This window comes from Mesosutterella multiformis (assembly GCF_003402575.1).
GTDB classification, from domain to species: Bacteria; Pseudomonadota; Gammaproteobacteria; order Burkholderiales; family Burkholderiaceae_F; genus Mesosutterella; species Mesosutterella multiformis.
Map to the genome: position 1 here is coordinate 1484596 of NZ_BGZJ01000001.1, position 14609 is coordinate 1499204.

Genomic DNA, 14609 nt, shown 5'->3' on the forward strand with positions numbered 1-14609 from the left:
CCGGTCCGCCCGCGCTTTTTCCGATACCCCGAATTCAAAGATTCCGGTTCGCGATCAAAAAGGGATTTTCCCGGCTGAAATCCGGGATATCGTCGAAATGCTTCGCGAGGTCCACGATCGCCTTGACCTGAGCGTCATCCAGGATATCAAGCGTCATCGTGCGGAACTTCATCTCACACTCTTCCCAGCTCACCCTATTCTCGGGGTCCCCCTTCGGGGCTTTGACCTGAGCGGTGAGAATTTCGCCTGACCCGAGCTCAGCCTCAATCCGGCAGGGCCAGTTTTTCGGCACCATGGCGTCAAGCGACGGATCGTCTATCACGTCAGTGCAGGAGAGCAGGCCGGAAACCGCCGGATCGGATACCGCGTCCGCCGCGAAGGACGCTTCAACAGGCGTGCCGCGGAGAATCGTGCTCGCGACGCAGTAGGAAATCGAAAACTTGGCATCCCGGCCCGTAGCGGGCGCGGTCTTCCCTGCGATGGAAAGCGCTGTGCCGTACGTGTGAACCGTGAGATGACGGATTGGGTCGCCCGGGTGACGCGTGAGTTGCTCACGGATCGAGAGCGCGGCGTCAATCGCGGAATGCGTGTGCCGGCAGCAGGGATAGGGCTTGAAGGACACTGAAGCTGAACGCCAGACCCGGCCGAAATCCCGGAAGAGATCAAAATTCACGCTCTGCCTTGCGTAGCCCGCGAAAAAGCCCTGCTTCCCCTCGAGAATATGCGTGGCGCCTGAAAATCCGTTCTGAGCCATAAGTGACACGAGGATGCCGTTCCCGGCCGCATTCCCGGCGTGAAGGAATTTGCTCATCGCGCCGTCCGGATTGAATTGCCATAAACCGCAGGCGAGGGTGCCGGCGTTTCCGAGCGCCCACTGCATCTGCTGATTGGTGAGTCCGAGCATGCGGCCTGAGGCCGCGGCGGCTCCGAAGACACCGGCGGTTGAGGTGGTGTGCCAGATCGCGTAATGCGCGGGGGTGATGGCGGCGCCGATCCGGAGCATCACTTCAAACCCGGCAACGATCGCAGTGAGAACTTCGCGCCCGGTTTTCTTCTGCCATTCGCCGAGCGCCATGGCGCCTGGCATCACCACGGTAGCCGGGTGTGAGATCGATTCGCGGTCGACATCATCCATTTCAAAGATGTGGCCGAAGTAGCCATTTTCCATGGCTGCAGTCCGGAGGTCGGTTTTATCGCGGTTTCCGAAAACACTGGCCTCGGCTTTCCCGCCAAGGAGCTCCGCGGTTTTTTGGATCGGAACGGCCGCCCGGTCCCGGGATCCGGCAAGAGCGCATCCCGTCCAGTCGAGGATGTCCCGTCGTATCAGGTCGAGTGCCTCGGGAGGAATGCTGTCATACGAGAGGTCTGCCGCGAACTCAGCGCAGGCGGCTGACGGGCTGAAGTGATCCATCGTTTTTTCCTCAAACTTGTCTTGATCGCTGAAACGTAGTGTAGTGTGAGCTCTGATCCGCGGTACAGCCAAGAGTTACCCGGGAGAAAAAGGACTTCCTGAAAGTGCCCGTTTCATTTTCTGAAATAAGGGCACAGTGTGTTGCATTAATATGTCGGGAATAGGGGAAAGAAAGATATCTTTTAATTTTTCCGTATACCAGCAGTAACCATGATCCCCAGGGGAGAGAAAAACAAGTGAAAGAATCCGGTGAAGTCACGCGGGAAGAGCTGATGCTTTTCACCGCGCTTTGGGAGAAGCGTTCACTCACCGCAGCGGCTGAACAGCTTGGGATTCATCTTCCGAAGGCTTCGCGCCTTCTGAAGTCTCTCCGGGAGTCTTTTTCGGATGACCTCTTTATCCGCATCGGGAACACGATGGAGCCGACAAGAAAGGCGTCCGCGCTTCTTCCTCGAGTTGCGGCGTCACTCGCCTCGCTGGAGCGGCTGTTTGCTGAAAATACGTTTGATCCGGCAAAGCTTCGCCGCACTTTCATCGTGATTGCGAACAGTCAGCCGCTTTCACGTTTTGGCCCCGTGCTGCTCGCGGATCTCAGCCGGGCGTCACCGGGGAGCCGTGTTGTGTTTCAGCAGCCCGGAAGCGGGTGGAGTGCGAGACTGTCGGACGGCAGCGCCGATGCCGCGGTGTCGCCTGAAGGCAATATCCCGAACGGTTTTATGGAGCTGAACGCCTCGCGCTGCCAGTACCAGATCGCGATGCGGCCCGATCATCCGCTCCTCAGACTGCCTGAAATCACGGCTTCTGATCTCGCGGAATATCCGGAATGCATTGTGGAGGCGTCCCGCTTCCGGGGAAAGCGGTTTCTCGAGGATGGCAGGGCGTCCGATAAAACGGTCGTGATACCGGATGGACTCGCGGCCCCGGGTTTCCTTCTCGCGTCTGACGCCTGGATGGTGTCCTGCACTCTCGTGATCCGGGATCTCTTCAAGCCCCGGTATGGGCTCGCTGCCATTCCTTTCCCGAAGGATTTCAGGCCCTTCTCAGAACCCCCGCTTCTTAAGATTGTGTGGCATCCGAGAACGGCTTCTGACCCCGCAGAGCAGTGGTTCCGGGGGCTGCTCGAAAATGCCGTGAAGAGTGCCTGCGGAAACGCAACCGCGTGACGCTTAAATTGCTCCTTTCACTTTTTGAAAGGAGCGATTACGGGATTCCCATCTGCCGGCGGGGTATTTCTCAATACTGTTTTTCCTGATTCATTCTCAGAATAATTACCTATGTGGAATTAATCAGGCGGATCTGATAGGAATAAAGAACTAGATCCAAAAAAACGGTTCCCGGGAGCCGAGTTCCCGTAAGCTTGAAAACTTGAACCTAAAAAATTCCCCCGATGCCGGATGAGAGTCCGGTTTTCGGCCACACACATGCAAGGAGAATGAGATATGGATAAAACCGTTATCGCAACCCCGGATGCGCCAGCCGCAATCGGTCCCTATTCTCAGGGGATCGCCGGAAACGGACTCGTCTTCGTGTCCGGGCAGCTCCCGGTTGACCCGAAAACGGGTGCGATGCCTGAGACGATTGAAGCTCAGGCACGGCAGTCCCTCACCAATCTGAAAGCCATTATTGAAGCCTCGGGCAGCTCGCTCGACAAGGTCGTGAAGACCACGTGCTTTCTCGCTGACATCGCGGATTTTGCCGCTTTCAATGCCGTATACGCGGAGTTCTTCCCGAAAGACGCTCCCGCACGTTCCTGTTTCCAGGTCGCGGCCATACCGAAGAACGCGAAGCTGGAAGTTGAAGCTATCGCTCTGAAGTAAGCCGCTTCTTCACTGGTCCCGGGGCCGGTGACACGAAGCTCCGGGAGAGAGAAATTCTTTCGGAGCTTTTTTCATGTTGAGTCTCATCATCGCCGCGGTCACAATCGCGATCGTGGTTTACCTGCTCGTCAAGGGCTATTACCCGCAGGCAGCGCTTTTTATCGGCGGCCTGATTCTTCTCACCTGCACCTGGGTTTTCGGTCTGGGAACGCTGCTTCCCGCGAAGACGACCACCCACTTCGGCGGGTTTGATGTCTTCAAGGTCTTCAGTGACGGTTTCGCGTCCCGAATCGGCGGTCTCGGCCTGATGCTGATGGCGATCGGCGGTTTCTCCCGCTATATGGAGCATGTCGGCGCATCAAGCGCGCTTTTCCGTGTCTTCGAGAAACCGCTGAAGCATATTCATAATCCGTACCTGCTTCTCGGCGCGGCCTTCATCGTTGAACAGATCATGGTGATCTTCGTGCCGTCGCACGCCGGTCTTGGTCTCCTTCTGATGTGCACGCTGTACCCGATCCTCGTGCGTTCGGGCGTCAGCCCGCTCTCGGCGCTTGGCGTGATCGGTTGCTGCCAGTTCCTTGACGTGGGGCCGGGTTCCGGCAACGCGAACATGGCGGCACAGGTCGCCGGTATGGATGTCTCGGAATACTTCGTCTACTACCAGCTTCCGCTTTTCATCGCGCTCGTTGTGATCCTCACCTTCGTTCATATGTTCGTGCAGGCCTGGTGGGACAAACGCGAAGGCTGGAAATTTGACCCGAAGAATGTCCAGACGTTTGCCGGTACAAAACCCGCGGTTGATGTGAAAGAAGCCCCGAAGATCTACGCGATTCTGCCGGTGATTCCGCTTTTCCTCATCATCTTCTTCTCGAAGGTGGCGGGAAGCGCGATCCGCATGGATGTCGTGACCGCCATGGTGATTTCCACCGTGATCGCGATCATCTGCGAACTGATCCGGTACCGGAATCTGAAGGAAGTGCTCGCGACCTTCAAGCTTTTCTTTGAAGGCATGGGAAAGATTCTCGTGAGTGTCGTCTCGCTGATCGTCTGCGGTGAATTCTTCGCGCAGGGTCTGATCAAGTCGGGCGCCATGGGAACCCTTATTACGGCAGCTGACCAGGCAGGTTTCGGCCTTGCCGCGATGGTGATCGTGGGCGGCCTGATTCTCTGGCTCATGGCTTTCATCATGGGGTCCGGAAACGCGGCGTTCTTCTCGTTCGCCCCGCTGGTTCCTCCGATCGCGAAGACGCTCGGCGTCTCCACCGTTTCCCTTATTTTCCCGCTTCAGGTGCTGGTGTCCTTCGGCCGCGTTTCCTCCCCGATTACGGCAGCCCTGATCGCTATTTCCGGTATCGCCGGTGTTTCCTCCTTCCAGGTGGCAAAGCGGACCTGCATCCCGATGTTCGTTGCAACGATCGTGAGCTACGCCGCGTACTTCCTCTTCTGGTATCACCCCTGATCCCGAGCGCTGCGCCTGAGGGGCTCAGGTCCCCTCAGCGCGGCCGATGAACCTGTTTTCTGATATTGAATTTTTGGAGCAATGACTATGACGCTCAAGCATAACTTTGACGAAATTGTTGACCGCCGCGGAACGAACAGCTCGAAGTGGCTCAAGTATCCGGCTGACGTTCTTCCGATGTGGATCGCGGACTCGGATTTCCGCTGCGCGCAGCCGATCGTGGATGAAATGAAGCGTCTCGCGGAGCACGGGGTCTACGGCTACCCGTATGTGCAGGAAGGTTCATTTGAGCGGGCCACTGTCCGCTGGTGCCATATTCGCTATGACTGGGATTTTGAGGAGAGCATGGTGGACTTTGTGCCTTCCACTGGCACAGCCCTCGCGGTCGCGGTGAAGGCGTTCTGCGAACCGGGTGACAAGGTTCTGATGCAGACGCCGATTTATCCTCCGTTCACTGCCGTCACGCAGAAGAATGGCTGCACCGCGTCCAATAATCCGCTCATTTTCCGCGATGGAAAGTGGGAAATTGATTTTGAGGATTTTGAGCGCCGTGCCGCGGATCCGAAGTGCAAGCTTTTCCTCCTCTGCAACCCGCATAACCCGACTGGAAAGGTCTTTACGGCTGAAGAACTCACGAAGATCGCCGACATCTGCGGCCGCCACGGTGTTGTGGTGTTCGCGGACGAAGTGCATTCGGATTTCGTGCACGCGCCGAACCGTCATCAGGTCTTCGCAAAGCTCTCTGAAGCGGCGAAGAACATGTGCGTCACGGCGGTGAATCCGGCAAAGACCTTTAATATTGCCGGCCTCCGGACGTCCTCCGTTGTCACGATGAATCCGGAGCTTCAGGCCCGGTATCAGGCGGCGCTCGCTTCCTGCAAGCTGGGCCGCGAGGGCTTCGGCATCGCGGGCTACGTGAAAGCCTTTACGGAATGCGACTATTACGCCGATCAGCTGCTTCCCTATATCCAGGGGAATCTGCACTATGTGCTCGACTACATCCATGAGCATTTCCCGCAGATCGGCGCCTATATGCCCGAGGGAACGTTCTTCCTCTGGCTTGACTGCCGGAAGCTGCCGTTCAAGACCCAGGCTGAGCTTGACCGGTTCTTTGTTGAAAAGGTGAAGCTCGGACTGAATCCGGGTGATACGTTCGGTGTTGAGGGTGAGCGGTTCCTCCGCATGAATGTCGCCTGCCCGAGAGCGTACTGCGAAGAAGCCATGCGTCGCATGAGCGCGGCGTTCGCTGAGCTCTGAGAAACACGGTTTTTCTAAGCAATACTGCTCAGGTCCCCGATTTTCGGGGACTTTTTTTTGATTCTGTGTGCGGTATTACCCGAGGAAAGAAGGAAATCCTCTTTTGATTCGCCCATAATGGATTCAACAGAAAGACGGCGCCCGGAGGCGCTGCGAATTGAAACCGTTTATAAGAAAGAGAGGAACAGCATTATGCAGAAGCGAGTTTTTCTGAAGACGATCGTTGCGGCCGCCGCCGCGGCCGCTGCGGGCGGCTTCGCCACGGGCTGCACGAAGAAGCCGGCTGAAATCAAGGTCGGCGCTACGGCAGGCCCTCACGCTGAAGTGGTTCAGGCTGCCGCGAAGGCCGCCGAGAAGGACGGCCTGAAGGTTCAGGTGGTCGAATTCACGGATTACCTCGGCCCCGATAAGGCCCTGGCTGAAAAGGCGCTCGACCTGAATGTGTATCAGCATGAGCCGTTCCTCAAGAACTTCAACGCGAATCAGAAGACTGATCTCGTTGCGGTGGCTCCCGCCATCCTGATGCGGATGGGCATTTACTCGAACCGCGTGAAGAACGTGAATGAGCTGAAGGACGGTGCCACGGTCGGTATCCCGAACGATCCGACGAACGGCGGCCGCGGTCTGCAGCTCCTTGAGAAGGCCGGCCTTATCAAGCTGAAGGAAGGCGCGGGCTTCAAGGCGACGCTGGCTGACGTGGTGGATAATCCGAAGCATCTGCAGTTCAAGGAGCTCGAAGCCGCTCAGCTGCCGCGTTCGATTGACGACCTGGACGCCGCTACCATCACGATGAACTACGTGATGTCCGCAGGTCTTGATCCTGCGAAGCAGGGCATCTTCCTTGAAGACAAGGATGCGCCGCTCGCTCTGATGGTGATCGCTGCCCGTCCGGACAACAAGGATTCGGAAGCGGTTCAGAAGTTCGTGAAGGCTTATCACTCGGATGAAGTGAAGAAGTTCATCGCCGATAAGTACAAGGGCACCATTGTCCCGGGCTGGTCCTAAAGTCCAGAGCCGGTAAGGCAGGAAAGACCGCGGAACTGAATATTCCGCGGTTTTTCTTTATCCGGATTTTTTGCCGGTGAAGGTGAAAAGCGCGAGCGAAGCGAAGATCAGCGCGATTCCTGCGTAGGCGGGAAGAGACAGGCGTTCGCCGAGTACGGCCGCCGCAAGCAGCGCCGCAACCACCGGTTCCAGAAGCGAAATAGCAATAGCGGTGCTTGCCCGGACCCGTTCGAGCCCGTATCCGAAACAGATATAGCCGATAAACATCGGAACCACGGCCATATAAAGGCCAACAGCAGCATTCTGAACCGAGTGCAGGAAGGGAGATCCTGTCGCGAGGAGAACCGGAAGAAGGAGCAGGGCGCCGATTCCGAATTCCGCGCCCATTGCGGCTCGGGACGGAATGCCGGAGAGCATCAGGCGCCGCGCCGCGTAAGAGTAATAGGCGTACGTAAAGGCGGCGGCGAGCGCAGCCAAAACGCCCGCCACCGGGTGCAGGGCGGTTCCCGAAGCGGTTTCGGCTCCGGACTCCAGTGTGATGAGAAGGATTCCGATGATTCCAGCCGCAACGCCGGCTCCCCACCGGACACCAGGCGCTTTTCCTTCCGCTGCCCATTCAATCGCGCCTGAGAAAAGCGGGGCGGCGCCGATCGAAATCACGGTACCGAGAGTGACACCGGCAAGTCTCATTGAGCCATAAAACGCGATCGGGTAGAGAGCGACAGAGAGTCCGGCTGAGAGAAGGAGCGCGGAGTGCCGCTTAAGCAGAGCGCGGTTCCGGCGGATCAGGGGGAGACCGCGGAGCGCCTGCAGGAGCCCTCCCCCTCCCATCGCCGCCGCAGCGATCGCGGCGGCAGACACTTCAGGAGCAAAAGCGGCCGCGGTCCCCGTCGTGCCCCAGAGAAGGGACGCGGCAAGAACGCCGAGAATTCCGAGAAAGTGAGTGCTGCTTTGGATAGGCATTCCGCAGGAAAAAGAAAATGAACCAAAACTCCTATTCTAGTAAGGGTCAGGCAGGATGAAAAATCAGTCTGCGGGAACTGCGCATTAAGTACCTATTTTTTATCGGAATTACTCCCGGGTTTTATCCTTGAACCGTCTGAAAAGCCCGGAATCCGGGCATCTTCGATGTACCACGTTTTTGGTATAAAAGAATTTATTTGAAAGGCGAATTATCACTTCAAGTGCAAAGCCTGAGAAAAGAATAGTGGCCCATAAAGCTTCCATAATAGAGATTGTCAAGATAACTATAGAGGGAGCTCATGAGCCACTATCATCATCTTACTCTTCGGGACAGAGTATTTATTTCGGCTTTAACGATTTCAGGCAAATCCCTGTCTGAAATTGCATGTGCGATTGGGAAAAATGTTTCTACGATCTCCCGCGAACTGAAGCGAAACAAGGCTGTATCGGCCCAGGATGGGGCTTCAGCTGCCTATGATCCCTGTGCCGCGCAGGCCCGATATCAGAGACAGAGAAAGCATTGCGGAAAGAGAAACATTCTGAAGTCTGACTCGTTGCTGACAAGGATTGTCTCAAATCTGCTGGTTAAGAAATTCTGGTCTCCGGAGCAGATTCAATACCGTCTCAGAAAGGAGCTGCCGAATCTAAGGATCAGCGCCACGACAATCTACCGAGGAATCAATTCTGGCTTTCTGGATCGCTTTGTGGATGGCCGAAAGATGTCCCGACACCTGCGACACCACGGTAAAACGCGTCACCGTAAAGGCATGACCGAGAGGCGAGGAAAGATCCAGATCACTCACAGCATTGAAGAGCGACCCCTGGAAGCTCAGAACAGATCTCGCCTGGGGGATTGGGAAGGCGATACCGTCATCGGAAAAAAGGGCGGAGCCTGCCTCACGACTCTGGTCGATAGGAAGTCCGGCTTTCTCTGTGGCGGGAAAACCGCTTCCAAGACTGCGGCCGATGTGTCTGCCGTAATTGAGAAATCTCTGTCAGATAAGGATCTGCGTACGATTACCGTAGATCGCGGAAAAGAATTTTCCTGGGCTGAAAAACTGGAGAAAGATCTCAGAACCAAAGTGTATTTCTGCTTGCCTCATCATCCATGGGAGAAAGGAAGTAATGAAAATACAAACGGACTTCTTAGAGACTTTTTCCCAAAAGGAATGAGTATCGATAAAATTTCTCAGGCAGAAGTTCAGAAACGGTTCAATGCTCTGAATTTCAGACCCAGAAAACGTCTCAATTGGAAGTGTCCGGCTGAAGTCTTTTATTCAGTAACTTTGCACTTGATTTGATAATTCACCAAAAATAAATTGGACAAAAAGAAAAATCCACGTATAATTCAAATCCTGTTCCGGAGTTGTAGCTCAGCTTGGTTAGAGCGACGGCCTGTCACGCCGTAGGTCGAGGGTTCGAGTCCCTTCAACTCCGCCAGTTTTCTTTCTGGACAGGGAAAGAAAAACAAGTATAATGACTGTCTGTGGAGTTGTAGCTCAGCTTGGTTAGAGCGACGGCCTGTCACGCCGTAGGTCGAGGGTTCGAGCCCCTTCAACTCCGCCACAAAATTCCGAAAAGGCGAACTTTACAAAAGTTCGCCTTTTTTTCTTATCTTCGGAAGGCGTCAGGCCTCGCCGGCCTTCCATCGCTGGGGAATCAAGGATCCATGCTTCAGGGTTTCCGCAAACATAAGCGCTGGATGATGGCGCTGATCATCGGCCCGATTTCGATCGCCTTCGTGGCGACAGGCATCTATAGCTATTCCCGCTCGAACGAAGGGGACAAGGCGCTCGCTGAAGTCGGCGGCTCCAAGATCACCCCTGAAGAGTTCGATCAGACGAAGCGCCAAGAGCTGCAGCAGCTCCAGCAGCAGATGGGAAGCAATTTCAAGTCCAGTATTCTTGATAATCAGCAGGCCCGCGCCGCGCTGCTTGACCGGCTCCTTACTGAACACGCTCTCGCGGCTGAAGTCGCGAAAGAAGGTATTCTCGTCTCCCGCGAGCAGGCTATCAACGTGATCAAAACGGCCTCTGGCTTCCAGGTGAATGGCAAGTTTGATCCCGAGCTCTATAAGCGCTACCTCGCGAGCCAGGGTAAGACTGACGAAGGCTTCGTGCAGGAACTTCAGCAGGACCTCGCCCGCCAAATGCTCCTGAATAACATTGTGCGCACGACGATCGTCTCCAAGTCTTCAGTGGATCAGCTGAATCAGCTGCTCCGTGAGCGCCGCGAAGTGCGTCTGTTCCAGATTCCTGCGGCCCGCTTTATCCAGACGGTTCAGGTCTCTGACGCGCAGGCCAAGGCTTACTACGACAGCCACAAGGCTGATTTCATGAACCCCGAGCACGAGAAGGTGGAGTACGTGGTGCTCACGCCGGATCAGTTCGTGAACACGAAGCCGACTGAAGAAGACATCAAGACTTATTACGAGCAGAACGCGAAGCAGTTCGCCGCACCTGAGGAGCGCGAAGCCCGCCACATTCTGATTGGCTTCGGAAGCGACGAGAAGGCCGCTGAAAAGAAGGCTGAGGCGATTGTTGCCCAGCTGAAGGCTCATCCGGATCAGTTCGCCGCTGTCGCGAAGAAGGAATCGATCGACCCGGGCAGCGCCGAGAAGGGCGGTGACCTCGGCTGGTTCGGCAAAGGGACAATGGTTCCTGCATTTGAAGCCGCGGTTTTCAGTGCGAAGAAGGGCGATATTGTCGGCCCGATCCGCACGGAATACGGCTTCCACATCATTCAGGTTCAGGATGTCCGCGGCGGCAAGGTTCCTCCGCTCGCTGAAGTCCGCTCGAAGATCGAAGCCCAGTACGGCCGTCAGATGGCTCAGAAGAAGTACGCTGAGGCGGCCGACGGTTTCTCGAACATGGTTTACGAGAACAGCAGCTCGCTTGACCCGGTGATCAAGAAGTACAACCTGAAGCCCGTGATCGTTGAAAACGTCACGAAGGCCGGTCTTGGCAACACGCCTGACGCTCAGTATCTGAATGAGCACATGATTGAGCTTCTGTTCTCGAATGACTGCGTGAACGAGAAGCGTAATACCCAGGCGATCGAAGTGAAGCCGAACGTTCTCGTGTCTGCCCGTGTGCTTGAGCACACGGCTGCGGCCCAGATCCCGTTTGATCAGGTGAAGGCTCAGATCATCGCGAAGCTGAAGGCGGACGCCGCTGTGGCAGCCGCCAAGGCTGAGGGCGAGAAGAAGCTTGCCGCGCTCCGCGCGAAGCCGGATGATGCTGGCTTTACGGCCGCCGCCTGGGTTTCCCGTCAGCAGCCGATGGGGCAGCCTCCGGAACTCGTTTCCGCTGAACTCCGTATCCCGGCCTCGAAGCTTCCGGCTTATGTTGGCACAACGATTAACGGTGTCGGTTATGTGATTGCCCATGTGACCGCGTCTGACACCCCGAAGGTGACGGATGACGAACTGAAGGACGCCAAGGCCGAACTCGCGAAGCTGCATGGCGGGGCGGATATGGATGCCTATATCGGCGGTCTGAAGGGAGTTCTCAAGGCCAAGGTGCTGAATAAGGATTACGTCTACCCGGCGAAGAAGGGCTCCGCTCCGGCTTCGTCCCCGGCTGCGAAGTAATTCCTGAAGGGATAGCCGGAACCGCAGGCTGCGGCTCCGGCCCCAATAAAAAATGCGCTTCAGATGAAGCGCATTTTTTTATGCATCCGCCTGGGGCTGCCAGGCGGGTGGGTACCTCTATATCAGTGACGGACTTTGCCGATCATCTCAACCGGAGCGGGAGCAAGCTGTCCCGGCTGCAGAGCGATCGTGCCAACCGAGGAAAGCGGATCGCTTCCGGCCTCTGCCCAGCGGAGCTTCGCGCGGCGAAGCATGCCGAGAGCGGTCGCCGCGCGGCTCGAGAGCTCATCCGCGAGCACCGGCATAGTGGCGCACTGAGCTGCGGCCCCGTGGAGCCAGACCGCGCCGAGCACGGCGGTCGTGAGGTCATAACCCTGAGCGATAAAGGAACCGATCATGCCGGAAAGAACGTCACCAGTGCCGGCGGTCGCGAGCGCCGCGGAGCCGGTCGGGTTCACCCAGGCGTGGCCGGACCGGAGGGACACCACAGTGCCAGTCCCCTTCAGCACAATCGCGGCTCCGGTCTGGAGGGCCAGTTCGCGCGCCCAGAAAATGCGGTTGCTCTGAACCTCTTCCACCTTGTTGCGAAGGAGTTTCGCGGCTTCAAGCGGATGAGGCGTGAGAACCGTCATGGCGCGGCGGGTGAGGAGCTCTTCCTGAAGCTCAGGCTTCTCAGCGAGGATCGTGAGGGCATCGGCGTCAAGCACGAGCGGGGTATCTTCACAGTGAATGGCGTCAAGCAGACGCTTCACGGATTTTTCCCCTGTACCCATGCCCGGGCCGACCACAAGCGCGGAGAAGGACGCAAGGTCAAGCGGCGACTCGGCAATCATGAGTTCCGGGCATCCCGGGTCAACCGCCGGAGCGTCTGAGGCGAGAAACTCGGTCTTCACGCGGCCTGCGCCAAGGCGCAGCGCAGCGCGTGAGGCGAGGATCGCGGCGCCGATCTTTCCGTCATCACCGCCCACAATGGCGGCGGTTCCCCAGGTCCCCTTGTGGCAGAAGTGGGGCCGGGGTTCAAGAATGTGGCCGTAATCCGCTTCATCAATCAGTCCCTGAAGCGGAAGCGGGATCGAGACATCGAGTTCGGAGAGGCAGACGTGACCCGCGGCGTCACGGCCTTCATTCATAAAGAGACCGGCGTGAGCGGAGAGAAGGGCGATCGTCATATCCGAGCGGCAGCCCTGAATACGGCCGTTCCAGTTACCGGTTTCCGCGTTCAGTCCCGTCGGAACATCAATCGACACCTTGAGGGAGTTCTGCACGTTGTACCAGATCGTGGCGTCAAGGATTTCGCCGCGGATCGGGCGGTCGCCGCCGATCCCGAGCATCGCGTCCACCACGATATCGGCTTTCCCGAGGGAATCCGGCTCACGGACGGTCTTGCCGCCCACAGCCTGCCAGGCCGCGAAAGCGCGCTTCGCGTCCTCAGCCTTCGGTTCATCCCCGCCGACCAGCACACAGATCACGTCGTGGCCCCGGGCCTTGAGGCAGCGGGCAGCCGTGAAGCCGTCCCCGCCGTTATTCCCCGTGCCGCAGAGGATCGTGACGCGTCCCTTCGGAGGAAGCTCGCGCTCGAGGCGCGACGCGATGTCCTGACCCGCGCGCTCCATCAGCGTGCCGGATTCAAGAACAGAGGCCTGGCGCCGCTCAACATCCCGAAGGTCGTCGAGTGTCAGTAGGGAAATGGACATGCTTTTTATCTCCTTAATCAAATGGGTGCTGCATCCGGCCGTGGGGCGCTGCGCTTACGCGTCTGATGCCGCGCGGCTTCGGGATATCTCTTTATTTCTCTGCAAACCGTCCCGGACTGCAGAAGGCCGCGAATTCGCCCGGATCCTCTCCCAGGGCGGAAGCCGCGGCGATTTCCGCGGATTCTCCGGCTCCGGCAAGCCCGAAAGGACCGTGGGCAATATTCAGAATGACGTTATCCGCTCCCGGCACAGGGCCAGCCAGCGGGAAGCGGTCAGGGGAGGCGAGAAATTCACCGCTCCAGAACTGTGATGCCACAGTGTTGGATCGCAGATTTTCAAAGCTTCCCATAACGGCGTCATAAAGCCGGTTACATTCTGCCTTCTTTTCTTTCTCGGCGGGAGAGCCAAGGAAGAAACGGCCGGTCGCGCGAAGCCGCCGGTCGAGCCTTGAGAGGATAAATCCTTTTTCGGGCGAGGCAACCGTGAGAGCCGGGAGCGCTTCCGAGTCGCTGAGTTCCAGTGTCAGCGTGAAGCCCGTGAGAGACGTAAGCGGTGCCCGGAAGCCGGTTCCGGAAATCAAAGGCAGGGCGCCGCCCGCTGAGGCGAGGACTACAGCGTCGCATGGGATCCTTTCGTTCCCGCTGATCGCCACCGCTTCCGCGCGTCCTCCGCGGTAAATAATTTCCTGAGCCTTTGCCCGATAACGGCGGGTAAATCGCGGGCCGTACTTTTCAGCGATCCGCTGCAGAAGAAGCTTCGCTGCGAAAGTGGCGTTGAAAGTGGAATCCTCTGGGATCAGAAGGGAGGCTGCGAAGGCAAGCGACGGATCGATGAGCGGGAAGCGTTCAAGCGTCGCTTCCCGGGAAAGGAGCTCCCGGTCAGGGAATGTTTCCCGCATCAGAGCGGTTTCCGCCTCGGAAAGCAGCATCAGCGAACCGTCAATCCGGCCATCCGCGATGCCGAATTCCGCGTGCAGCTTCCGCGTGCCGGCGTCAGACGCCTGAACGAAAGCCTCGAACCGCTTCAGATTTTCAGCGAAGGCGGGGTTCGCGGCGCTCTGTCCGGCCCCGGTCAGAAACGCGCGGTTCCTCATGCGGTCTGAGACGCCGTCCGCGATAAAAACCGAATCATCTGGCAGCTTTCGGAATGAAGAGAACTTCTTCATATAGAAGGCGGGATGAAAAGCCCAGGCCGACGCGAGGAACCCTGGCGCGTAGGAAAGCCCCTGCGTGGGGCCGGACGCCGATTCGAGCAGCGTCACGCTGCATCCACGACGAAGGAGCGACTCGCATGTCCTGATACCTGAAATGCCCGCTCCGATAACTGCAACCCGCATTGACTTTCCTCTGAATTCCAGGGCTTTCACCCAAAACCGTTCAATTCTAATAGAAGCGGCCTCCCCAGGAGGCGG

At 57.5% G+C, this 14609-nt stretch carries 11 protein-coding genes and 2 tRNA genes; 9 read left to right on the top strand and 4 right to left on the bottom strand.

The window, feature by feature from the left end; translation table 11 throughout:
• Positions 1–34: 34 nt before the first annotated feature.
• On the bottom strand, positions 35–1411 hold the full coding sequence (locus M4NBBH2_RS06840) for an MmgE/PrpD family protein (protein WP_116270247.1): 1377 nt from the start codon (positions 1409–1411) through the stop codon (positions 35–37).
• Positions 1412–1647: 236 nt separating this feature from the next.
• On the opposite strand from M4NBBH2_RS06840, the gene M4NBBH2_RS06845 reads away from it, so the two are divergent.
• From M4NBBH2_RS06845 to M4NBBH2_RS06865, 5 genes are all read left to right on the top strand, one after another.
• Positions 1648–2574, top strand: a complete 927-nt coding sequence (locus tag M4NBBH2_RS06845; protein ID WP_116270248.1) for a LysR family transcriptional regulator — start codon at positions 1648–1650, stop codon at positions 2572–2574.
• Positions 2575–2850: 276 nt separating this feature from the next.
• Complete coding sequence (locus tag M4NBBH2_RS06850) at positions 2851–3228, top strand: RidA family protein (protein ID WP_022444468.1); 378 nt, start codon at positions 2851–2853, stop codon at positions 3226–3228.
• Between the two features lie 73 nt (positions 3229–3301).
• Positions 3302–4687, top strand: coding sequence for a C4-dicarboxylate transporter DcuC (gene dcuC, locus M4NBBH2_RS06855; protein WP_116270249.1), 1386 nt, complete (start codon positions 3302–3304; stop codon positions 4685–4687).
• Positions 4688–4774: 87 nt separating this feature from the next.
• The gene (locus M4NBBH2_RS06860; protein WP_170135113.1) at positions 4775–5944 is read left to right on the top strand and encodes a MalY/PatB family protein; all 1170 of its coding nucleotides are present in this window, start codon (positions 4775–4777) and stop codon (positions 5942–5944) included.
• 192 nt (positions 5945–6136) lie between these two features.
• Positions 6137–6949: a MetQ/NlpA family ABC transporter substrate-binding protein gene (locus M4NBBH2_RS06865; RefSeq protein WP_116270612.1), complete on the top strand. Its 813-nt coding sequence runs from the start codon at positions 6137–6139 to the stop codon at positions 6947–6949.
• A gap of 57 nt (positions 6950–7006) precedes the next feature.
• Here the strand turns inward: M4NBBH2_RS06865 and M4NBBH2_RS06870 are convergent, their stop codons facing one another.
• Complete coding sequence (locus M4NBBH2_RS06870) at positions 7007–7912, bottom strand: DMT family transporter (protein WP_116270251.1); 906 nt, start codon at positions 7910–7912, stop codon at positions 7007–7009.
• A 299-nt stretch (positions 7913–8211) separates the two neighbouring features.
• Here M4NBBH2_RS06870 and M4NBBH2_RS06875 point away from each other — a divergent pair, with 299 nt between their 5' ends.
• The 4 genes from M4NBBH2_RS06875 (at position 8212) to M4NBBH2_RS06890 (ending at position 11504) form a co-directional block, all read left to right on the top strand.
• Positions 8212–9213, top strand: a complete 1002-nt coding sequence (locus M4NBBH2_RS06875) for an IS30 family transposase (RefSeq protein WP_116269340.1) — start codon at positions 8212–8214, stop codon at positions 9211–9213.
• A gap of 61 nt (positions 9214–9274) precedes the next feature.
• Positions 9275–9352, top strand: a tRNA-Asp gene (locus tag M4NBBH2_RS06880).
• A 48-nt stretch (positions 9353–9400) separates the two neighbouring features.
• Positions 9401–9478 (top strand) — tRNA-Asp (locus M4NBBH2_RS06885).
• A gap of 103 nt (positions 9479–9581) precedes the next feature.
• Entirely contained in the window at positions 9582–11504 is a 1923-nt protein-coding gene (locus M4NBBH2_RS06890; RefSeq protein WP_116270252.1) for a SurA N-terminal domain-containing protein, read from the top strand.
• A gap of 122 nt (positions 11505–11626) precedes the next feature.
• On the opposite strand, the gene M4NBBH2_RS06895 is transcribed toward M4NBBH2_RS06890, so the two are convergent.
• Together M4NBBH2_RS06895 and M4NBBH2_RS06900 are read right to left on the bottom strand one after the other, a co-directional pair.
• Positions 11627–13198, bottom strand: a complete 1572-nt coding sequence (locus M4NBBH2_RS06895) for an NAD(P)H-hydrate dehydratase (protein ID WP_116270253.1) — start codon at positions 13196–13198, stop codon at positions 11627–11629.
• Between the two features lie 91 nt (positions 13199–13289).
• A complete protein-coding gene (locus M4NBBH2_RS06900; protein WP_116270254.1) occupies positions 13290–14534 on the bottom strand; it encodes an NAD(P)/FAD-dependent oxidoreductase in 1245 nt (414 codons plus the stop codon).
• Positions 14535–14609 lie beyond the last annotated feature (75 nt).